At 77.0% G+C, this 23,900-nt stretch carries 7 protein-coding genes; all 7 read left to right on the top strand.

Annotation, left to right across the window (positions count from 1 at the left end):
- The first annotated feature begins 52 nt into the window (after nucleotides 1–52).
- Nucleotides 53–4,561: a non-ribosomal peptide synthetase gene (locus IE287_RS08225; RefSeq protein WP_189848260.1), complete on the top strand. Its 4,509-nt coding sequence runs from the start codon at nucleotides 53–55 to the stop codon at nucleotides 4,559–4,561.
- A gap of 258 nt (nucleotides 4,562–4,819) precedes the next feature.
- The gene (locus tag IE287_RS08220) at nucleotides 4,820–6,637 is read left to right on the top strand and encodes a non-ribosomal peptide synthetase (protein ID WP_189848259.1); all 1,818 of its coding nucleotides are present in this window, start codon (nucleotides 4,820–4,822) and stop codon (nucleotides 6,635–6,637) included.
- The gene (locus tag IE287_RS08215) at nucleotides 6,634–7,539 is read left to right on the top strand and encodes a thioesterase II family protein (RefSeq protein ID WP_229883347.1); all 906 of its coding nucleotides are present in this window, start codon (nucleotides 6,634–6,636) and stop codon (nucleotides 7,537–7,539) included. Before IE287_RS08220 ends, IE287_RS08215 begins: the two co-directional genes overlap by 4 nt.
- Complete coding sequence (locus tag IE287_RS08210; protein ID WP_189848258.1) at nucleotides 7,539–8,726, top strand: cytochrome P450; 1,188 nt, start codon at nucleotides 7,539–7,541, stop codon at nucleotides 8,724–8,726. Before IE287_RS08215 ends, IE287_RS08210 begins: the two co-directional genes overlap by 1 nt.
- Nucleotides 8,727–9,125: 399 nt before the next feature.
- A complete protein-coding gene (locus tag IE287_RS08205; RefSeq protein ID WP_189848257.1) occupies nucleotides 9,126–9,338 on the top strand; it encodes an MbtH family protein in 213 nt (70 codons plus the stop codon).
- Between the two features lie 8 nt (nucleotides 9,339–9,346).
- Nucleotides 9,347–10,345 (top strand): TauD/TfdA family dioxygenase, encoded by a 999-nt coding sequence (locus tag IE287_RS08200; RefSeq protein ID WP_189848256.1) that lies wholly within the window; start codon nucleotides 9,347–9,349, stop codon nucleotides 10,343–10,345.
- 47 nt (nucleotides 10,346–10,392) lie between these two features.
- Nucleotides 10,393–23,895, top strand: a complete 13,503-nt coding sequence (locus IE287_RS08195; RefSeq protein WP_189848255.1) for a non-ribosomal peptide synthetase — start codon at nucleotides 10,393–10,395, stop codon at nucleotides 23,893–23,895.
- The last annotated feature ends 5 nt before the right edge of the window (nucleotides 23,896–23,900 follow it).

The following is a 23,900-nucleotide window of genomic DNA, read 5'->3' as shown; positions in this document are numbered from 1 at the left end:
CGCCGCACCGCCCGTCCGCCCGCCGTCCGCACCGACCGAAGGGAACGAGGCCGTGAGCCCGTCCGCCGACCCGACCGCCGTACCGCCGGCCCCCGGCCCGACCGGCACCGCCGCCGGGGCCCCGGTCCGCACCGCGCCCGTCTCCGGACTCCAGCGCGGCCTGTGGTTCCTCGACCGGTGGAACCCCGGGGCCACCACCTACACCACCCCCTGGACGTACGACGTCACCGGACCGCTCGACCTCGCCCTCCTCCAGCGGGCCCTGGACCACGTGGTCGACCGCCACGAGGCCCTGCGCACCACCTTCGCCCTGCACCCCGACGGCCCCCGCCAGCAGGTGCACCCCGCCCTCGCCGTCCCGCTCGACGTCACCGACCTGCGCGACCTGCCGCGGGAGCGGCGCGACGCGCGGGCCGGGGAGCTCCTCGCCGCACGCGCCGCCGAACCCTTCGACCTGACCGCCGGGCCGCTGCTGCGCGCCGCCGCCCTCAGGATCGCCGACGACCGCACCACCCTCCTGTTCGTCGTCCACCACATCGTCTGGGACGGCTGGTCGGCCGACCTCTTCGACCGCGAACTCACCTCCGCCTACGGTGCCCTGACGGAGGGCCGGGAGCCGGACCTGCCGGTGCTCACCACCCAGTACGCCGACTGGTCCGAGGAGCAGCGGCACGCCTCGTACGAGGACCACTTGACGCACTGGAAGGCCGTCCTCGACGGCGCCCCCACCCTGCTGGACCTGCCCGGCGACCGGCCCCGGCCCGCCGAGCGCGGCCACCGCGGCGCCACCGAGCACTTCGGCCTCGTCCCCGGCACCGCCGCCCGCGTCCGGGCCCTGGCCGAGGAGGAGGGCGTCACCCCCTTCACCGTCCAGCTCGCCGCCTTCGCCCTGCTGATGGGCGGCTGGACCGGCGCCGACGACCTCCTCGTCGGAACCCCCGTCACCACCCGCGACCGCCCCGAGGTCGAGCACCTCCTCGGCTACTTCGTCAACCTGCTGCCGATCCGCGTCCGCCTCGCCCCCCGCGCCACCTTCCGCGAGCTGGTCGCCCAGGTCCAGGACGCCGCCCTCGACGCCTTCGGCTACCTCGACGTCCCCTTCGACCAGCTCGTCGACCTCCTCGGCACCGCCCGCACCCCCCAGCACCCGCCGCTCGTCCAGGTGGTCTTCGGCGCCCACGCCGAGGACCGCGCCCCGCTCGCCCTCGGCACCGCCACCGCCACCCGCGCCGTCCGCTCCACCGGCACCAGCAAGTTCGACCTCACGTGGTCGGTCTTCGAGGGCACCGGCGACGGTCCGGACGGCGAACTGCGCGGCGAGGCCGAGTACAGCGGCGACCTCTTCGACCCCGGCACCGTCCGCCGGCTCGCCGCCGGCTACGCGGCCCTCCTCGACACCGCCCTCGCCGACCCCGACGCCACCGTCCGCCGGCTCACCACCACCGGGCCCGCCCACCGGCCCGCCCGCCTCGACCCCGGCCACTGCCTCCACCACCTCTTCGAGCGGGCCGCCGACGCCCACGGCGCGCGCCCCGCCCTCACCGACGCCGACGGCACCCTCGACTACGCCGAACTCGACCGCCGCGCCAACCGGCTGGCCCACACCCTGATCGACCACGGGGTCCGCCCCGGCGACCGGGTCGGCCTCCTCATGGAACGCACCGCCGCCGTCCCCGTCGCCATCCTCGCCGTCCTCAAGACCGGCGCCGCCTACGTCCCCGTCGACCTCGCCGCCCCGGCCGAGCGCGCCGCCCTCGTCTTCGGCGACACCGACGTCGCCCTCGTCCTCACCGACCGGCCCGACCGCGCCCCCGACGGCCCCTGGACCACCCTCGACCTCGTCGCCGGCGCGGCCGGGATCGCCGCCCGTCCCGACCACCGGCCCCCCGCCGCCGGACGCCCCGGCGACCTCGCCTACCTCATCTTCACCTCGGGTTCCACCGGCCGTCCCAAGGGCGTCGGCGTCGCCCACGAGCACGTCAGCCGCCTCCTCGACTCGGGCCGCGACCACTTCGGCTTCGGCCCCGACACCGCCTGGACCCTCTTCCACAGCTACGCCTTCGACTGGACCGTCTGGGAACTCTGGGGCCCCCTCCTGCACGGCGCCCGCCTCGTCGTCGTCCCCCACCTCACCAGCCGCTCGCCCGACGAGTTCGCCGGCCTCCTCGACGACGAGTCCATCACCCACCTCTGCCTCACCCCCTCCGCCCTCCGCCAGCTCGAACCCGCCCTCCGCCGCCGGCCGCGCGCCCTCCCGGCGCTGCGCTGGATCATGCTCGGCGGCGAGGCCCTCGACCCGGCCGTCGTCCAGCGCTGGCACGACCTCGACCCGCTGCCGCCCGCCCGCCTCTGCAACCTCTACGGCATCACCGAGACCACCGTCCACGTCACGATCCACGACGTCGCCGAGGGCGGCACCGGCTTCTCCCGCAGCCTCGTCGGCGAACCCATGGCGCACCTCACCGCCCTCGTCCTCGACGACTGGCTCCGCCCCGCCCCGCCCGGCGTCCCCGGCGAGCTGTACATCGGCGGCGGCAGCCTCGCCCACGGCTACTGGGGCCGCCCCGGCCTCACCGCCGGACGCTTCGTCGCCGACCCGTACGGCCCCCCGGGAGCCCGCCTCTACCGCACCGGCGACGTCGCCCGCCGCCTGCCCGACGGCGGCCTGGAGTACGTCGGCCGGGCCGACTTCCAGGTCAAGCTGCGCGGCTTCCGCATCGAGCTCGGCGAGATCGAGAACGTCATCGCCGCCCACCCGGGGGTCGACGCCTGCGTCGTCACCGTCCACGACGACCGCCTCGCCGCCTACGTCACCGGCGACGCCCCCGCCCCCCAGGACCTGCGCGACCTCGCCGCCCGCTCCCTGCCCGCCTACATGGTCCCGGCCACCGTCACCGTCCTCGACGCGCTGCCGCTCACCGTCAACGGCAAGGTCGACCGGGCCGCCCTGCCGGACCCCGACCGCGTCGCGGCCGCCCCCGCCGGCCGGCACGCCGAACCCCGCACCCCCGAGGAGGAGCTCTTCGCGGCCGTCTGGACCGACGTCCTCGGCGTCGCCGGCATCGGCGTCCACGACGACTTCTTCCACCTCGGCGGCGACTCCATCCGGGCCGTCCAGCTCGCCGGAGTCCTGCGCGACCGGGGCTGGGAGGTCACCCTGAAGGACGTCTTCGACGCCCCCACGGTCGCCGGACTCCTCCCCCTCGCCCGCCCCGTGGCCGCCGACCCGGCCGCCGACCGGCCGTTCGCCCTCCTCGACGACGAGGACCGGGCCGACCTCCCGCCCGGCGTCGTCGACGCCTACCCGATGGTCTCCATGCAGCTCTCCATGGTCTTCCACATGGAGGTCGCCGGCGGCACCGACAGCTACCACAACGTCAACTCGTACCGGATCTCCGGCGCCTTCGACGAGACCGCCCTGCGCCGCTCCGTCGAGGAGGCGATGGCCCGCCACGCCGTCCTGCGCACCGGCCTCGACCTCTCCGGCTACGGCGAACCGCTCCAGCTCGTCCACGGCGCCCTGCCCGCCCCCGTCGACGTCGCCGACCTGCGCGACCGGACCCCCGGCGACCAGGACGCGGAGATCCGGGCCGTCTTCGACGCCCACCGCGACCGGCCCTTCGACCTGACGGCGCCCCCGCTCTTCCGGATCACCGCCCAGCGCCTCGCCGAGGACGCCTTCCAGCTGACGGTCTCCGAGCACCACGCCATCCTCGACGGCTGGAGCTTCACCTCGCTCCTCACCGAGCTCCTCGAACGGCACAGCGCGCTCGCCGCCGACCCCGCCTCCGCGCCCGCCCCGCCGCCGCGCACCGCCTTCCGGGACTTCGTCGCCGTCGAACGGGCCGCCGCCGCCGACCCCGACTCCCTCGCCTACTGGCACGGCCGGCTGGACGGCGCCACCGGACAGCTCTGGCCCGGCAGCGAACACGTCCACGAGCTGCCCCGCACGGTCGAACGGGTGCTGCCCGACGCCCCCGGACAGCTCCGCGCCGCCGCCGACGCCCTCGGCGTCCCGGTCAAGTCCGTCGCCCTCGCCGCGCACCTCCACGCCCTGGCCCGGATCACCGGACGCCGCCGGGTCACCACCGGCCTCGCGATGAACGGGCGGCTCGAACGGCTCGGCGGCACCGAGGTCTACGGCCTCTTCCTCAACACCGTGCCCCTCGTCGCCGAACCCGGCGACGACCTGGCGGCCCTCGTCCGGCACGTGCACCGCGAGGAGCTGGACATGATGCCGCACCGCCGGGTCCCCTTCGCCCGGCTGGCCCGGATGATGGCCGACACCGCGCTGGACAGCCAGTTCGGCTACCTGCGCTTCCACGCCCTCGGCCGGCTCAGCGCCACCCGCATCGAGGACGGCCGCATCGGCACCGAACCCACCCTGCGCCACGAACCGAACAGCTTCGCCTTCGGCGCCTCGCTGATCCAGGACCCCGTCTCCGAGCGCGTCCTGCTCGCCGTCGACCACCAGCGCGCGCTGGTCGACGACGCGACGGCGGAGGAGTTCACGGAGGCGTACGCGGAGGCCCTGGCCCGCCTCGCCGCCGACCTCCGGTGACACGGGGCGGGCCCGCCGCCCGCCCCACCGCCGCCCTGCCCGTCACCGCCCCGCCGTCGCCGTCGCCGTCGCCACCCCGCCGCGCCCGGCGGTCCGCCGCGTCCGGTCCTCCCGTCGTGCCCGGCAGTCCTGCTGCACCCGGATTCCCCGCCGCACCCGCACCCCTGCCGCACCGGCACCCCCGCCGTATCCGTACTCCCTGCCCCGCGCCGTCCCGTCCCGCCCGACCACCGACCCGTCACCCAGGAGCGCCCTCGCATGACCACCTTCGCCGAGCCGTCCGCCGCCACCGCCCCGTCCGCCGCCGCCGTCCCGTCCGCCGCGCCCGCCGACCTCCTCTCGCGGTTCCGGGCCGCCGTCCTCGCCGCCCCCTCGCGCACCGCCGTCCACGCCGCCGACGGCAGCCTGGACTTCGCCGCCCTCGACCGCCGCACCGCCGCCCTCGCGGGCGCCCTGCGGGCCGCCGGGGTCCGCCGCGGCGACCGGGTGGGCGTCCACCTCGCCCGCACCCTCGACCTGCCCGTCGCCCTGCTCGCCGTCTGGCGGGCCGGCGCCGCCTACGTCCCGCTCGACCCGGCCTACCCGGCCGGGCGGACCGCCTCCACCGCCGCCGACGCCCGGCTGACCGCGGTCGTCAGCGCCGACGCCGCGCCGCCGGTCCCCGCCGGGGTCACGGTGCTCCGCCCGGACGCCACCGGCGACGCGCCCGCCGACGCCTTCGTCCCGCACCCGCTCGACTCCGCGTACGTCATCTTCACCTCCGGCTCGACCGGCCGGCCCAAGGGCGTCGAGGTGGCCCACGGCTCCGTCGCCGCCCTCGTCGCCGCCCTGGAGGAGAGCGGCGCCTACCGGACCGGCCCCGGCGTCGTCGCCTGGAACGCCAGCGTCTCCTTCGACGCCTCCGTCCAGCAGTGGGCCAGGATCTGCCGGGGCGACACCCTCGTCGTCATCGACGACGAGCGGCGCGCCGACCCGGCCGCCCTCGTCCGGCTCCTCGCCGAGCACGCCGTCACCGACCTCGACCTGACCCCCTCCCACTGGCAGCTGCTCCGCGAACCCTTCGCCGGCGCCCGCGTGCCGCGCCTCTTCATGGGCGGCGAGCCCGTCCCCGCGCGGACCTGGCGCGAACTGGCCGACACCGGCGTCGACGCGATCAACCTGTACGGGCCCACCGAGTGCACCGTCGACGCGATCACCGCCCCCGTCGCCGGACCGGTGCCGCACCTCGGCGAGCCGCTGCCCGGGGTCCGGGCCCACCTCCTCGACGCCCGGCTCGCCCCGGTCGCCGCCGGCACGGTCGGCGAGCTGTACCTCTCCGGGCCCGGCCTGGCCCACGGCTACCCGGGGCACCCGGGCCTGACCGCGGGCCGCTTCGTCGCCGACCCGTTCGCCGCGGAGCCCGGCGCCCGGATGTACCGCACCGGGGACCAGGCCCGCAGGTCCGCCGACGGCCTCCTGGAGTACGTCGGCCGGGTCGACCGCCAGGTCAAGCTGCGCGGCTTCCGCGTCGAGCTCGGCGAGGTCGAGCACGCGCTCGCCGCCCTGCCCGGGGTGGGCGCCGCCGCCGTCACCGTCCACGAGCCGGCCCCCGGCGACCACCGCCTCGCCGGGTACGTCACCGGCGCCGGCCTCCGCCCCGCCGACCTCCTCGCCGAGCTGCGCCGCACCCTGCCCGCCCACCTGGTGCCCGCCACCGTGACCGTCCTCGACGCCCTGCCGCTCACCCCGAACGGCAAGACCGACCACCGCGCCCTGCCCGCTCCCGCCGCCGCACCGGCCGAGGAGGCCGCCGCGGGCGGGGGAGTGGCGGAGCAGGTCGCCGAGGTGTGGCGGACCGTCCTCGGGCTGACCGAGGTCGAGCCCACCGACGACTTCCTCTCCCTCGGCGGGCACTCGCTCGCCGCCCTCCGCGTCGTCCACCTGCTGCGCCGCCGGCTCTCCGTGGAGATCCAGCTCCGCCAGCTCCTCGACGCCGCCGACCTGGCGGACTTCACCGAGGCCGTCCGCCGGGCCGCCGCCGCCGGACCGGCCGCCGCGCGCCCGGCGCTCACCGCCCGCCGGGACGTCGTCCGATGACCCTGCCGCCGCCCGCCGTCCCGCCCGCCGTCCGCCCCGCCTCCGCGCCCCCGCACCCGGTGGCCCGCCCGGCCCTCCCCGACCGCCCGGCGGCCCCGTACGCCCCGGCCGCGCGGGTCCCGCGCCCCCGCATCGAGGGCGACTGGTTCCTCGTCCCCGCACCGCAGCGGCACCGCCCCTTCCGGCTGTTCTGCTTCCCGCACGCCGGCGGCGACGCCACCGCCTACACGCCGCTGGCCCACGCCCTCGCCCCCGTCGCCGAGGTCTGGGCGCTGCGCCCGCCGGCCCGCGGCGGCCGCAGCAGGCATCCGATGCCGTCCGACTTCGACGCCCTGGTGGCCGCCGTCGCCGAGGCGCTGACCCCGCACCTCACCGGCGGCGCGGGGAGCCGCGTCGGCTTCTACGGGCAGAGCCTCGGCGCCCTCCTCGCGTACGAGGTGGCCAGGGCGCTGCCCGCCGACCGCCGCCCGGAGCTGGTCGTCGCCGTCGGCGCCCCGCCGCCCGCCGAGTGGAGCGGGCGCCGCGGCAAGGACCCGGACGCCGCCGAACTCCTCCGCATGACCGGCCTGGAGGACCTCGTCCGCGCCGATCCGGTCCTGGCCGACCTCGCCCTCGCCACGCTCCGCGCCGACCTCGCCGTCAGCGGCACCTACCGCCACCGCCCGCACGCCCCGATCGGGTCCGCGCTGCACGCCGTGGCCGGCGCCGACGACCCGATGCTCGCCACCGGCGGCCTCGGCGGCTGGGCGGCCCACACCCGCGGCGCCTTCACCCAGCGCGTCGTCCCCGGCGGGCACCTGCTCGCCACCGTCGACCTCCCCGGCCCGGTCGACCTCCTCGTCTCTCTCGTGACCGGCCGCCCCGCGCCCGTCGCGTCCCCCGCCACCCCCAGGGAGCAGTGATGCTGACCACCACCACCGCCGTCGACCTCACCGACCCCGCCCTGTGGGCCCGGCCCGACACCCCGGAACTCGTCGACGCGCTGCGCCGGGAGGCGCCCGTCCACCTCACCGACACCGCCGACGACGGTCCCGTCTGGTCGGTGCTCACCTACCGGGAGTCCGCCGAAGTGCTGCGCAACGCGGCCGCCTTCAGCTCCGAGTCCGGCTCCCTCCTGGGCGCCGGAGAGGGGAACGTGCCGGTCGGCTCGGGCCGCATGATGGCCCTCACCGACCCGCCCCGCCACCGCGAACTCCGCGCCCCCGCCAATCCCTTCTTCTCCAAGAGCGGGGTGAAGGGGGCCGCCCGCTCCATCGCCGAACGCGCCGGCGAACTCTTCGACCGGGCGGTCGAGCAGGGCGAGACGGACCTCGTCGACGTCGTCTCCGCGCTGCCGCTCGCCGTCATGTGCGACCTGCTCGACGTCCCCGAGGAGGACCGCGACATGGTCGTCCGGGTCTGCGACGTGGCCTTCCTCGGCCGCACCCCCGAGGAGCGCAGGGCGGGCCACCAGCAGCTCATCCCGTACCTGCTGCACCAGGTGATGCTCCGCCGCTCCGACCCGCGCGACGACCTGATCTCGATGATGGCGACGTACCGGGTCAAGGGGCGGCTGCTGCCGGTCGAGGACGTCGTGCTCAACCTCGACAACATCGTCGTCGGCGGCGTCCAGACGGTCCGTCACACGGCCGCGATGGGCCTGCACACCCTCGTCCACCGCCCCGACCTGTGGCAGGGCCTCCAGCGCGGCGAGGTCTCGATGGACACCGCCGTGGACGAGCTGCTCCGCTGGACCTCGGTGGGCCTGCACACCCTGCGCACCGCCTCCCGCGACATCGAGCTGGGCGGCCGGCGGATCCGCCGGGGCGACCGGGTGGCCGTGTGGGTGTGGTCCGCCAACCGCGACCCCGAGGCCTTCGACCGGCCGGAGGAGATCCTGCTCGACCGCTCGCCCAACAAGCACCTGGCCCTCGGACTCGGCGCCCACTACTGCATCGGCGCGCCGCTGGCGAAGGCGGAGCTGAGCGCGCTGTACACGGCCGCGCTGGAGAGGGCGGCCCGGATCGAGCCGGCCGGCCCGGTCACGTACAACCGCTCGATCATCAACTTCGGCCTGGACCACTTCCCGGTCCGCATCACCCCCAGGTGACCGGCGCCCGCCCCGCCCCGCCTCGCCCCGCCCCGCCTTCTCCTCCCGCCCCGCCTTCTCCTCCCGACCTGCCCGACCCGTTCTCCCCGTCCGTCCCGTCCTCTCCGCCCGACCCGTCCGTCCCGTCCTCTCCGCCCGACCCGCCCGACCTGCCCGACCCGCCCGACCTGCCCGACCTGCCCGACCCGTCCGACCCGTCCGTCCCGTCCCCCCTCTCCCGCGGTCCCCCGCCCCCGGCACGCGCCGGGGGCGGGGGACCGTTCGCGTGCGGCCGGGGCGGGCCGCCGGAAGTGCCGTAACTGCCGCTCACCTGCCGGAGCTTGTGCCGCTCGGGCCGGTCCCGCGCCCCTACCTTCGAATCACCGCCAGGGGCACCACCCACACCAAGGAGAGACCACCATGAGCAACCCGTTCGAGGACGACAGCGCCACCTACCTGGTCCTCGTCAACGACGAGAACCAGCACTCGCTCTGGCCGGTCTGGATCGACGTGCCGGAGGGCTGGACCACCGTCCACGGCGAGGCCGGCCGCCAGGAGTGCCTGGACTGGATCGAGGCCAACTGGACCGACATCCGCCCCGCGAGCCTGCTCGCCTCCCTCGACGCGCGGTGAGCGCCGCCATGCCGACCTGGGAACTGAACCCCGGCCGCCCGGCCCTCACCCACGTGCCGCCCGCGGCCGGCATCGCCGAGGCGTGCGCGTGGCTGCGCGAGCACGAGGCCGAGCTGACCGCCGCCCTGCACGAGCACGGCACGATCTTCCTGCGCGGCCTGCCGGTGGCGACCAGCGCGGACGTCGCGGCCGTCCGCGACGTGCTGATCCCCGAGCCGACCCCGTACCGCGAGAAGGCGACCCCGCGCAGCGAACTCGGCGACGGCGTCTTCTCCTCCACGGACCTGCCGCCCGCGCAGTCGATCCGGATGCACAACGAGAACAGCTACACGCTCACCTTCCCCGGCCGGCTGCTCTTCGCCTGCCTGACGGCCCCGGAGGCCGGCGGCGCCACCCCGACCGCCGACGTCCGCAAGGTCCTCGCCGGTCTCCCCGCCCACCTGGCGGAGCGCGGACGCACCTCCGGCTGGACCCTGACCCGCTCCTACTCGGACTACCTCTCGCTCGGCTGGCGCACCGCCTTCGCCACCGAGGACCGCGCCGACGTCGAGGCGTACTGCCGGGAGAACGGCATCTCCTGGGAGTGGCAGCCGGACGGCAACCTCCGCACCAGCCAGCTGCGTTCGGCCACCGTCCACCACCCGGTGACGGGGGAGGAGGTCTGGTTCAACCACCTGGCCTTCTGGAGCGAGTGGTCGCTCGACCCGGACATCCGGGAGGCGATGGTCGACGAGTTCGGCGTCGAGGGCCTGCCCTTCCGGACCGGCTTCGGGGACGGGGAGCCGCTGACCCGCGAGGACGTCGACGCGCTGAACGCCGCCTACGACGCCGCCACGGTCCGCGAGACCTGGCGGGCCGGCGACGTGATGCTGGTCGACAACGTGCTCTGCTCGCACGGCCGCGACCCCTTCCGGGGCGACCGGAAGATCGCCGTCGCCATGGGCCGCCCGGTGGAGCTGGACGACTGCCGGCCCACCGTGCGCCCCACCACCGCAGTACCCGCCTGAGGCCATCCGACCACCGTCCGCGCCGTGACGTGAGCAGAGGAAGCACCGTGATCCCGGTTTCGTACGCACAACAGCGTCTCTGGCTGATCGACCAGATCGAAGGGCCGACCGCGCTCTACAACCTGCCTTTCGCGGTCCGCCTGCGAGGTCCGCTCGACACGGCCGCGCTGCGCGCCGCGACGGCGGACGTGGTCGCCCGGCACGAGGTGCTGCGGACGGTGTTCCCGGTGGCCGGGGGAGTCCCGGTGCAGCGGATCCTGTCGTCGCGGGAGGCGGAACCCGCCTTCGAGACGGTGGACTGCGCACCGGGCGACTACCCGGCGCTGCGGGACCGGGCCGCGGCCCGGGTCTTCGACCTCGCCGCCGAACCGCCGCTCCGGGTCACGGTCTTCTCGCTCACGCCCCCGGCCCCGGCCCCCGAGCCGGGTCCCGATCCGCTTCCCGAACACGTGCTCCTCGTCGTGCTCCACCACATCGCCGGCGACGGCTGGTCGCTCGGCCCCTTCCTGAGGGACCTCGCCACCGCCTACGCCGCCCGCCTCGACGGCGCCGCCCCCGACTGGGAGCCGCTGCCCGTCCAGTACGCCGACTACACCCTCTGGCAGCGCGAGCTCCTCGGCGAGGAGTCCGACCCCGACAGCCTGATGAGCCGTCAACTCGCCTACTGGCGCGAGAACCTCGCCGGACTTCCGGAGGAGCTGGAGCTTCCGGCGGACCGCCCTCGGCCGCCCGCGCCGACGGGTGCCGCCGGCGCCGTCCCCTTCGCCTACGGGCCCGAGCTGCACGCGGCCCTCGCCGACCTGGCCCGCGGCCACCGCACCACCCTCTTCTCCGTCCTCCAGGCCGGTCTCGCCGCCCTCTTCACCCGGCTCGGCGCGGGCACCGACATCCCCCTGGGCACCGGGGTCGCCGGCCGGTCCGACGAGGCCCTCCACGATCTGGTCGGCTTCTTCGTCAACACCCTGGTGCTGCGCGCCGACACCTCCGGCGACCCGTCCTTCGCCGAACTCCTGCGCCGCGTCCGCGGCAGCCAGCTCGACGCCTTCGCCCACCAGGACGTGCCCTTCGAGCGGCTGGTCGAGGAGGTCAACCCGCCGCGCGCCCTCGGCCGCCACCCGCTCTTCCAGACCCTCCTCGTCCTCCAGAACCACGAGGAAGGCACCCTCGGCCTGCCCGGACTGACCGCCGAACCCGAGGAACTCGGCCTGCGCGTCGCCAAGTTCGACCTCAACATCGGCGTCACCGAGCGCCACGCCCCCGACGGCGCGCCCGCCGGGCTCGACGCCTCGGCCGAGTACGCGGCCGACCTCTACGACCGCGCCACCGTCACCGCCCTCCTCGACCGCCTCGGCCGGCTCCTCGGAGCCGCGGCGGCCGACCCGGACGCGCCGATCGGCACCCTCGACATCCTCACCCCCGAGGAGCACGCCCGCCTCGACCGGGAGTGGAACGCCACCGCCGCACCCCTCCCGGACGGCTCCCTGCCCGCCCTCTTCGCGGCCCAGGCGGCCCGCACCCCGGACGCCACCGCCCTCGCCCACGCCACCGGGACCGTCAGCTACGCCGAACTCGACACCCGCGCCAACCGGCTGGCGCACCGCCTGGTCGCCGCCGGCGTCGGCCCGGAGTCCCCGGTCGCCCTCCTGATGGAGCGCTCCGTCGACCTCGTCGTCGCCACCCTCGCCGTCCTCAAGGCCGGCGGCTGCTACGTCCCCCTGCACGCGAGCCTCCCCCCGGAGCGGATGGCCGCCCTGCTCGCCGACACCGGCGCCCCCGTCCTCCTCACCGACCGGGCCGACCCCGGCTTCCCGCACACCGCCGCCGTGGTCCGCCCCGGCGACGCCGAAGGAGCCCCCGGCCACGCCCCGGACCCGCCGGTCCACCCCGACCGGCTCGCCTACGTGATGTTCACCTCCGGCTCCACCGGCACCCCCAAGGGCGTCGCCGTCCGCCACCGGGACGTCATCGGCCTCGCCGCCGACCGCCGCTGGCGGGACGGCCGGCACCACCGGGTCCTCTTCCACTCGCCGCACGCCTTCGACGCCGCCACCTACGAGCTGTGGGCGCCGCTCCTGTCCGGCGGCACCGTCGTCGTCGCCCCGCCCGGCACCCTCGACGCCGACGCCCTGCACGCCGTCGTCACCCGCCACGGGGTCACCGCCGTCTTCCTCACCAAGGCCCTCTTCGACCTCGTCGCCGAGCAGGCGCCGGAGACCTTCCGCGCCCTGGCGACCGTCCTCACCGGCGGCGAGGCCGCCTCCGGCACCCTCATGCGGCGGGTCCTCGACCACTGCCCCGACCTGCTCCTCGCCCACGTGTACGGCCCCACCGAGGCCACCACCTTCGCCACCCACCACCCGCTCGTCCCCGCCGACCTCGACGGTCCCCGGCCGCCCATCGGCGGCCCCCTCGACAACATGCGCGCCCACGTCCTGGACGCCCGCCTCGCCCCGGTCCCGCCCGGCGTCCCCGGCGAGCTGTACGTGGCCGGTGCCGGGCTCGCCCGCGGCTACTGGCGCCGCGCGGCGCTCACCGCCGAACGCTTCGTCGCCGACCCGTACGTGCCGGGGGAGCGGATGTACCGCACCGGCGACCTGGTGCGCCGCCGCGCCGACGGCGCCGTCGAGTTCCTCGGCCGCGTCGACGGCCAGGTCAAGCTCCGCGGCTTCCGCATCGAGCCCGGCGAGATCGAGGCCGTCCTCTCCCGCCACCCCGCCGTCCGCCAGGTCATCGTGGTGCCCCGCGAGGACCGTCCGGGCGACGTCCGGCTCGTCGGCTACTGCGCGGCCGCCGACGCCGGGGTCCCCGGACTCGGCGCGGAACTAAGGGAGTTCGCCGCCGCGACCCTCCCCGGCTACATGGTCCCCTCGACCGTCGTCGTGCTGCCCGCCCTGCCCCTCAACGCCAACGGAAAGGTCGACCGGCGGGCGCTGCCCGCCCCCGACCTGGGCCCCGACACCGAGGGACGCGCCCCCCGGGACGCCCGCGAAGAGGCCCTGTGCGCGCTCTTCGGCGAGCTCCTCGGCATCGACGACATCACCATCGACGACGACTTCTTCGCCCTCGGCGGCCACTCCCTCCTCGCCACCCGCCTGATCGGCCGGGCCCGCACCGAACTCGGTGCCGAACTCGCCATCGGCGACCTCTTCCAGGCCCCCACCGTCGCCGCGCTCGCCGCCCGGATCGCCACGGAGCCCGCCCGGCCCCCGCTCCGCCCCGAGCCCCGCCCCGACCGCCTGCCGCTCTCCTTCGCCCAGCGCCGGCTGTGGTTCCTCGGCCAGGCCGAGGGCCCCGCCGCCACCTACAACGTCACCCTCGCCCTGCGGCTCACCGGCCCCCTCGACGCCACCGCCCTGGAGGCCGCCCTCGGCGACGTCGTCGCCCGCCACGAGACGCTCCGCACGGTCTTCGGCGAGCACGACGGAGTGCCGTACCAGCGGGTGCTGCCCGCGCCCCCGGCGCCGCTGCTCACCCGCACGGACCGCCCCGCCCAGGACCTCGTCGGCCACACCTTCGACCTGGCCGCCGACATCCCCCTGCACGCCTACCTCCGGTCCGAGACCCCCGGCGAGCACGTCCTGCTCCTGGTGATGCACCACATCGCCAGCGACGGCTGGTCGCTGCGGCCGCTCTTCCGCGACCTCGCCGAGGCCTACACCGCCCGCCTCGGCGGCGAGGCGCCGGTCCGCGATCCGCTGCCCGTCCAGTACGCCGACTACACCCTCTGGCAGCACCGCCTGCTCGGCGCGGACGCCGACCCCGGCTCCCCGCTCTCCCGGCAGCTGGCCCACTGGCGCGAGGCGCTCGCCGACCTCCCGGACGAGCTGCCGCTGCCGCTGGACCGGCCCCGTCCGGCGGTCGCGAGCCACCGCGGCGACGTCGTGCCGCTGGAGCTGGACGCCGCCCTCCACGCCCGCCTGGCCGACCTCGCCGCCCGGCACGGCGCCACCCTCTTCATGGTGCTCCAGGCCGCCTACGCCACGCTGCTGCACCGCTTCGGCGCCGGCGACGACCTCCCCCTCGGCACCCCGCTGGCCGGCCGGCTCGACCCGGCCCTCGACGAACTCGTCGGCTTCTTCGCCAACACCCTGGTCCTGCGCACCGACCTGTCGGGCGACCCCACCTTCGCCGAGCTGCTGGACCGGGTCCGGGAGGCCGACCTCGCCGCCTACGCCCACCAGGACGTGCCCTTCGAGCGCCTCGTGGAGGAGCTCAACCCGGCCCGCACCCTGGCCCGCCACCCGCTCTTCCAGGTGATGATCGCCTTCGACAACACCGCGGGCGGCGACCCCGACTTCCCCGGCACCCGCGCGGCCCACGAACCGCTCGGCCTGCCCACCACCGCCTTCGACCTCACCCTCAACCTCTCCGAGCGCCACCACCCCGACGGCACCCCCGCCGGCCTGGAGGGCGGACTCGAATACGCCACCGACCTCTTCGACCGCGCCACCGCCGCCCGCCTGGCCGCCGCCCTCACGGGGCTCCTCGCCCAGATCGCCGCCGACGCCGGCCGCCGGGTCTCCGCCCTCGACGTGCTCGGCGGGACCGGCCGCGCGGCGCTCGCCGCCTGGAACGACACCGCCCGGCCCGGCAGCCTCCCGCTCGTCCCGGACGCCTTCGCCGAGCGGGTCGCGGCCACCCCGGAGCTCACCGCCCTCGTCGCCGGGGACACCCGGCTCAGCTATGCCGGGCTCGACGCCCGCGCCGGGCGCCTCGCCCGCGGCCTCACGGCCGCCGGGATCGGCCCGGAGTCGGTCGTCGCCCTCGCCCTGCCCCGCTCCGCCGACTCCGTCGTCGCCCTGCTCGCCGTCCTCAAGGCGGGTGCCGCCTTCCTGCCGCTCGACGCGGGCCACCCCCGCGAGCGGATCGCCGGGACCCTCGCCGACGCCCGTCCCGCCGCCGTCCTCACCGGCCCCGGCTGGCCGCACCCCGACCTCCTCGACGGCCACACCGTCCTGGACACCGCGAAGGAGTCCGCGACCGACCACCCGGCGGCCGGCCACCCGTCCGCCACCGACCCGTCCGCCGCCGCCGAGTCCGCCACCGACGCGTCGGGCGCCCGCGGATCCCGGGCCGACCGTCCGGCCGCCGTCCCCGCCGTCGCCCACGACCCCGAGCACGCCGCGTACGTCCTCTACACCTCCGGCTCCACCGGCCGCCCCAAGGGCGTCGTCGTCCGCCACGGCGGGCTCGCCAACCTGCTCGCCTTCCACCGCGACGACACCATCGCCGCCGCCCGGCGCGCCCACCCCGGCCGCCGCTTCCGCTTCGGCCTCACCGCCTCGCTCTCCTTCGACACCGCCCTCGAAGGGCTGCTGTGGATGGTCGCCGGCGAGGAGCTGCACCTCCTCGACGACGACGTGCGGCGCGACGCGCACGCCCTCGTCCGGCACGCCGGGAGCACCGGCATCGACGTCCTCGACGTCACCCCCGGCCAGGCCGAGCGGCTCGTCGAGGAGGGCCTGCTCGACCGCTGCCCGCCCGCGCTCCTCATGGTCGGCGGCGAAGCCCTCGGCCAGTCCCTGTGGACCGCCCTGTCCGCCGCCCCCGACACCGTCGTCCTCAACATGTACGGCCCCACCGAGTGCACCGTCGACGCCCTGCACCACCCGCTCGCCGACGACCCGCGCCCGCTCATCGGCCGCCCGCTGCCCCGCCTGCGCGCCCACGTCCTCGACGCCCGCCTCGCCCCGGTGCCGCCCGGCGTCCCCGGCGAGCTGTACCTCTCCGGCGCCGGCCTGGCCCGCGGCTACCTGGGCCGGCCGGGTCTGACCGCCGAGCGGTTCGTCGCCGACCCCCACGCCCCCGGCGAGCGGATGTACCGCACCGGCGACCTCGCCCGCCGCCGCGCCGACGGCCGGATCGACTACCTCGGGCGCACCGACCACCAGGTCAAGGTGCGGGGCTTCCGCATCGAGCCCGGCGAGATCGAGACCGTCCTCACCGCCCACCCCGACGTCCTCCAGGCGGCCGTGCTGCCGCACGAGGACGCCGCCGCCGGCACCCGGCTCGCCGCCTACGCGGTGACGAGCGCCCCGCTCGACCCCGCCGACCTGCGCGCCCACGCGGCCGCCGCCCTGCCCGACTACATGGTCCCGGCGGCCTTCGTCCTCCTCGACGCCCTGCCGCTCACCGGCAACGGCAAGCTCGACCGGAACGCGCTGCCCGCCCCCGACTTCGCCGCCGCCGGCGGCGGCCGGGCCGCCCGCACCGCCCGCGAGGAGATCCTGTGCGGTCTCTTCGCCGAGGTCCTCGGCGCCACCGGACCGGTCTCCGTCGACGACGACTTCTTCGCCCTCGGCGGCCACTCCCTCCTCGCCACCCGGCTCCTCAGCCGCGTCCGGGCCGCCCTCGGCGCCGAACTCGGCATCCGCGACGTCTTCGAGGCGCCGACGGTCGCCGGGCTCGCCCGCCGCCTCGACGGCTCCGTGACCCGTCCCGCGCTCACCGCGGGCGACCGTCCCGCGCGCCTGCCGCTCTCCTCCGCCCAGCGCCGCCTGTGGCTCATCGACCGCATGGAGGGCCCGAGCGCCCTGTACAACATGCCCCTGGCGCTGCGCCTCACCGGCCCCCTCGACCCCGACGCCCTGGAGCACGCGCTCCGCGACCTGGCCGCCCGCCACGAGGTCCTGCGCACGGTCGTCACCGAGCACGACGGCGAGCCGTACCAGCGCGTCCTCGACCCCGCCGACGCCCCGCCCCCCTTCGAACGGCGCCCGTGCGCACCGGAGTCGGTGGACGCCGAGGTCGACGCGGCCGCCCGCCGCCCCTTCGACCTCGCCGCCGAACCGCCGGTCCGGGCCACCCTGCTGCGGGTCGCCGAGGAGGAGCACGTCCTCGTCGTCGCCCTCCACCACATCGCCGGCGACGGCTGGTCCATGGGCCCCTTCCTGCGCGACCTGTACGGCGCCTACGCGGCCCGCCGCGACGGGGCGGCGCCGGCCTGGGAGCCGCTGCCCGTCCAGTACGCCGACTACGCCCTGTGGCAGCGCGCGCTGCTCGGCGACGAGACCGACCCCGACAGCCTCGCCGCCCGTCAGCTCGCCCACTGGCGGGAGGCCCTCGCGGGCCTCCCCGAGGAGCTGGCGCTCCCCGTCGACCGGCCGCGCGGCGCCCGCGCCGGCCACCGGGGCGACCGCACCGCCCTCGCCCTCGACGCCGGCCTCCACCGCTCCCTCGTCGCCCTCAGCCGCGAGCACCGGGTCACCCTCTTCATGACCTTCCAGGCCGCCCTGGCCGCCCTGCTGACCCGGCTGGGGGCGGGGACGGACGTGCCGATCGGCTCGGTCGTCGCCGGCCGCACCGACGAGGCCCTCGACGACCTGGTCGGGTTCTTCGTCAACACCCTGGTGCTGCGCACCGACACCTCGGGCGACCCCACCTTCGCCGAACTCCTCGGCCGCGTCCGCGAGACCGGACTGGGCGCCTACGCCCACCAGGACGTGCCCTTCGAGCGGGTCGTGGAGGAGCTGAACCCGGTCCGCTCCCTCGCCCGCCACCCCCTCTTCCAGGTGGCGATGGTCCTCCAGTCGAACGCCGACGACGGCACCGCCCCGGCCGGGCTGCGCGCCGAGGCGCTCCCCGCCGACACCGGGGTCGCCAAGTTCGACCTCAACGTGACGCTGGAGGAGTTCTTCGACGCCGACGGCGCCCCCGCCGGGGTGGACTGCGCGATCGACTTCGCCACCGACCTCTTCGACCGCCGGACCGTCGAGACGATCGCCGCCCGCTTCGGCCGGCTGCTCGCCGCCGTGACCGCCCGCCCCGACGAGCGCATCGGCCGTGCCGACCTGCTGGCCGACGGGGAGCGCGCCGCCCTCCTCGCCGGCGACCGGCCGCTGCCCGCGGCACCGGTGCTCGTCCCCGACGCGTTCGCCGAGCGGGTCGCCGCCACCCCGGACCTCACCGCCCTCGTCTTCGGGGACACCCGGCTCGGCTACGCCGAGCTCGACGCCCGCGCCGGGCGCCTCGCCCGCCGGCTCGCCGCCGCGGGGATCGGCCCGGAGTCGGTCGTCGCCCTCGCCCTGCCCCGCTCCGCCGAGACCGTCGTCTGCCAGCTGGCCGTCCTCAAGGCCGGCGCCGCCTCCCTGCCGCTGGACGCCGAGTACCCCCGGGAGCGCACGGCCCACATGCTGGCCGACGCCCGTCCCGCCGCCGTCCTCACCGGCCCCGGCTGGCCGCACCCCGGCCTCCTCGACGGCCACACCGTCCTGGACGCGGCGGACGGTCCCGCCGCGGAGGACGACGACACCCCGGCCGCGCCGCCCGTCGTCCACCACCCCGGCCACGCCGCGTACGTCCTCTACACCTCCGGCTCCACCGGCCGCCCCAAGGGCGTCGTCGTGAGCCACGGCTCCCTCGCCGCGCTCCTCGCCGCGCACCGGGCCGAGACCTTCGCCGGAGCCGAGCGGGACCACGGGCGGCTGCGCGCCGCGCTCACCGCCTCGCTCTGCTTCGACGCCTCCTGGAACGGCCTCCTCTGGATGGTCGCCGGGCACGAACTCCACCTGATCGGCGACGACCTGCGCCGCGACCCCGCCGCCCTCGTCCGCCACTTCCGCGACACCGGCGTCGACGCCGTCCAGTTCACCCCCACCTACGCCGAGCAGCTCGTCGCCGAGGGCCTCCTCGACGAGCCCGCGCCCAAGGTCGTCCTGCTCGGCGGCGAGGCCGTCGGACCCGCCCTGTGGGACCGGCTGCGCGCCGCCCCCGCCACCACCGGCCACAACCTGTACGGCCCCACCGAGTGCACCGTCGACACCCTCCTCCAGGCGTACGACGAGACGGAGCGCCCCACCATGGGCCGGGCCGTCCTCGGCACCCGGGCCCGCGTCCTCGACGCCCACCTCAACCCCGTGCCCGCCGGCGTCCCCGGCGAGCTGTACCTCTCCGGCGCGAGCCTGGCCCGCGGCTACCTGGGCCGGCCCGGTCTGACCGCCGGGCGGTTCGTCGCCGACCCCTACGCCCCCGGCGAGCGGATGTACCGCACCGGCGACCTCGTCCGCCGCCGCGAGGACGGCCGGATCGACTACCTCGGCCGCACCGACCACCAGGTCAAGATCCGCGGCTTCCGCATCGAACCCGGCGAGGTCGAGGAGGTCCTGGCCCGCCACCCCGCCGTCCGGCAGGCCGTCGTCACCCCGCACGAGGGCGCCGACGGCGACCGCCGCCTCGTCGCGCACTGCGCGGTCACCGACCCGGGTACCGAACTCGCCCTGGAACTGCGCCGGTTCGCGGCGGAGGCGCTGCCCTCCCACATGGTCCCCGCGGCCGTCGTCACCCTCGACGCCCTCCCGCTCACCGGCAGCGGCAAGGTCGACCGGCGCGCCCTGCCCGCCCCCGACCTGCGGCTCTTCGCCGGCGGCCGGGCCGCCCGCACCGCCCAGGAGGAGATCCTGTGCGGTCTCTTCGCCGAGATCCTCGGCGTCACCGGACCGGTCTCCGCCGACGACGACTTCTTCGCCCTCGGCGGCCACTCCCTCCTCGCCATGAAGACCGTCAGCCGCGTCCGCGCCGTCCTCGGCGCCGAGATCGACGTCCGCGACGTCTTCGAGGCCCCCACCCCCGCCGGACTCGCCCTCCGCCTCGCCGGCTCCGCCACCCGGCCCGCCCTCACCGCCGGGGAACGCCCCGCGCACCTGCCGCTCTCCTCCGCCCAGCGCCGCCTGTGGCTCATCGACCGCATGGAGGGCCCGAGCGCCCTCTACAACCTCCCGCTCGCCCTGCGCCTCACCGGCCCCCTCGACCCCGACGCCCTGGAGCGGGCCCTCGGCGACCTGACCGCCCGCCACGAGGTCCTGCGGACCCTCGTCACCGACGAGGACGGCGAGCCCCGGCAGCTGATCCTCCCGGCCGCCGACGCCCGCCCCGCCCTCGTACGCCACCCGGCCCCCGCCGACCCGGCCGCCGCGCTCGCCGCCCACGCCGCCGTCCCCTTCGACCTCGCCCGCGAACTCCCCGTCCGCGCCCACCTCCTCCCCCTCGCCGAGGAGGAGCACCTGCTCCTCCTCGTCCTCCACCACATCGCCGGCGACGGCTGGTCCATGGACCCCCTCCTGCGCGACCTCTCCACCGCCTACGCCGCCCGCCGCGACGGCACCGAACCCTCCTGGCGGCCGCTGCCCGTCCAGTACGCCGACCACGCCCTGTGGCAGCGCGCGCTGCTCGGCGACGAGACCGACCCCGACAGCCTCGCCGCCCGTCAGCTCGCCCACTGGCGTGAGGCCCTCGCGGGCCTCCCCGAGGAGCTGGCGCTCCCCGTCGACCGCCCCCGGCGCGCCGACAGCGGCCACCGCGGCGACCGGGTCGTCCTCCCCCTCGGTCCCGGCCTCCACCGCTCCCTCGCCGCCCTGGGCCGCGAGCACCGGGTCACGATGTTCATGACCCTCCAGGCCGGTCTCGCCGCCCTGCTGACCCGGCTGGGGGCGGGGACGGACGTGCCGATCGGCTCGGTCGTCGCCGGCCGCACCGACGAGGCCCTCGACGACCTGGTCGGGTTCTTCGTCAACACCCTGGTGCTGCGCACCGACACCTCGGGCGACCCCACCTTCGCCGAACTCCTCGGCCGCGTCCGCGAGACCCAGCTCGACGCCCACGCCCACCAGGACGTGCCCTTCGAGCGGATCGTGGAGGAGCTGAACCCGGTCCGCTCCCTCGCCCGCCACCCCCTCTTCCAGGTCATGCTGCTGCTCCAGGGCGGCGGCCGGACCGCGCCCGGCGACGCCCCGCTCGACCTCGCGGGCCTCCCCGCCGCCGTCGAACCCGTCGGCGGGCACGCCGCCAAGTTCGACCTCTCCGTCGCCTTCGGCGAGTCCTTCGACGCCGACGGCGCACCCGCCGGGCTGGAGTGCGCGATCGACTTCGCCACCGACCTCTTCGACCGCGCGACCGTCGGGACGATCGCCGTCCGCCTCGGCCGCCTCCTCACGGCCGCCGCCGCGCACCCGGACACCCCGATCGGCCGCCTGGGCCTCCTCGACGCACCGGAGCGCGCCGCCCTCCTCGCGGACGGGGACGCGGCCCCGCTCCCCGCGGACGTGCCGCTGCTGCCCGCCGTCCTGGAGGAGCGGGCCGCCCGCACCCCCGGCGCCACCGCCCTGGTCGCCGGCGACACCCGCCTGACCTGGGCCGAACTGAACACCCGCGCCAACCGTCTGGCCCACCGCCTCACGGCCGCCGGGGCCGGCCCGGAGTCGGTCGTCGCCCTCGCCCTGCCCCGCTCCGCCGACTCCGTCGTCGCCCTGCTCGCCGTCCTCAAGGCCGGCGCGACCGCGCTCCCCCTGGACGCCGAGCACCCCGCCGACCGCACCGCGGCCACGCTCGCCGACGCCGCCCCCGCGCTGGCCGTCACCGGCCCCGGCTGGCCCCGGCCCGAGCTCCTCGCCGGCCTGCCCGCCCTGACCCCCGCCCACGACTCCGGCCCGGCCGGCGACCCCCCGCACCGCGCGACCGCCGCCACCGCCGCCTACGTGATCCACACCTCCGGCTCCACCGGCCGCCCCAAGGGCGTCGTCGTGAGCCACGGCTCCCTCGCCGCGCTCCTCGCCGCGCACCGCTCCGCCACCGGCCCGATCGGCCTCGCCGAACGCGCCCACGGCCGCCTGCGCGTCGCCCTGACCGCCTCGCTCTGCTTCGACGCCTCCTGGGACGGCGTGCTCTGGCTCCTCGCCGGGCACGAACTCCACCTGATCGGCGACGACGTCCGCCGCGACGCCGCCGCCCTCGTCCGGCACCTGCGCCGGGAAGCCGTCGACGTCCTGGAGGTCACCCCCTCCTACGCCGAACAGCTCCTCGCCGAGGGGCTCCTGGAGGAGCCCGCGCCCAAGGTGCTGCTGCTCGGCGGCGAGGCCGTCGGCCAGGACCTCTGGGACCGGGTCCGCGCCGCCCCCGCCACCACCGGCCACAACCTGTACGGCCCCACCGAGTCCACCGTCGACGCCCTCGTCCAGCCCCTCGCGGACTCCGTCCGCCCGTCCCTCGGCCGCGCCGTCCCCGGCACCGGCGCCCGCGTCCTCGACGCCCACCTCAACCCCGTGCCCGCCGGCGTCCCCGGCGAGCTGTACCTCTCCGGCGCCGGCCTGGCCCGCGGCTACCTGGGCCGGCCGGGTCTGACCGCCGAGCGGTTCGTCGCCGACCCCTACGCCCCCGGCGAGCGGATGTACCGCACCGGCGACCTCGTCCGCCGCACCCGCGACGGCGGCCTCGACTACCTCGGCCGCACCGACGAACAGGTCAAGATCCGCGGCTTCCGCGTCGAACCCGGCGAGATCGCGCACGTCCTCACCCGCCACCCCCGGGTCCGCGCCGCCACCGTCACCGTCCACGACCACCCCGTCGCCGGCGCCCGGCTCATCGCCCACGTCGTGACCGACGGCCCCCTCGACCCGGCCGCGCTCCGCTCCTTCGCCGCCGCGTCCCTCCCCGGCCACATGCTCCCGTCCGCCGTCGTCCCCCTCGACGCGCTGCCCCTCACCCCCAGCGGCAAGGTCGACCGGCGCGCCCTGCCCGTCCCCGACCCCGCCCCGACGGCCTCCGGCCGCGCCCCGCGGACGCCGGACGAGGAGCTGCTCTGCCGCCTCTTCGCCGAGGTCCTCGGCCTGACGCGGCCCCTCACCGCCGACGACGGCTTCTTCGACCTCGGGGGCCACTCGCTCCTCGCGATGAAGCTCCTCGGCCGGATCCGGACCGCCACCGGCACCGAGCTCGGGATGCGGGACCTCTTCGAGGCGCCCACCCCCGCGGCCCTCGCCCCGCGCCTCGGCCACGCCGTCCCGGACCCGGCGGGCCCCGGCGCCCGCGACGCCCGCGACGCCCTGGACGTGGTGCTCCCGCTGCGCCCCGGCGGCACCCTGCCCCCGCTGTTCTGCGTCCACCCGGCCGCCGGCATCAGCTGGGTGTACTCCGGACTGCTCCGCCACCTCGATCCGGACCGCCCGGTCCACGGCCTCCAGGCCCGCGGCCTGCGCGGCGGGTCCCCGGCCTCCGTCACCGAGATCGCCGAGGACTACGTCCGCGAGATCCGGGCCGTCCAGCCGGAGGGCCCCTACCACCTGCTCGGCTGGTCCTTCGGCGCCGTCGTCGCCCAGGCGATGGCCGTCGCCCTCCAGGCGGAGGGCCAGGAGGTCGCCCTGCTGGCCCTCCTCGACGGCCTGCCGGCCGACCCGGCCCGCCACGCCGGCGCCCCGCCCTCGGACGAACCCGCCGACACCCTCGCCGAGCTGCTCGTCTCGCTCGGCCACGACCCCGCCGACGGGCGCGGCCGGGCCCGTCTGACCGCCCTCCTCGGCCCGGCCGCCGACGCCCTGCCGGCCGTCTTCGACCAGCACCGCAAGCTGATGGCCGAGCACGTGCCGGACCGCTACCGCGGCGACGCCGTCTACTTCGGCGCCACCCTCGACAAACCGGCCGGCTGGCCCCATGCGGCGGCCTGGGCGCCGTACGTCGACGGGCACGTCGCCCAGCACCTCGTCCCCTGCGCGCACGGCGCCATGACGCGACCGGAGCCCCTCGCCCGGATCGCCGCCGTGCTGGCCGAACAGCTTGGAGCGTGACCGCC

The organism is Streptomyces omiyaensis (assembly GCF_014650895.1).
Classification (GTDB): Bacteria; Actinomycetota; Actinomycetes; order Streptomycetales; family Streptomycetaceae; genus Streptomyces; species Streptomyces omiyaensis.
Note: the sequence above shows the minus strand (reverse complement) of the source record. Positions and strands in the feature narration are given on the sequence as shown.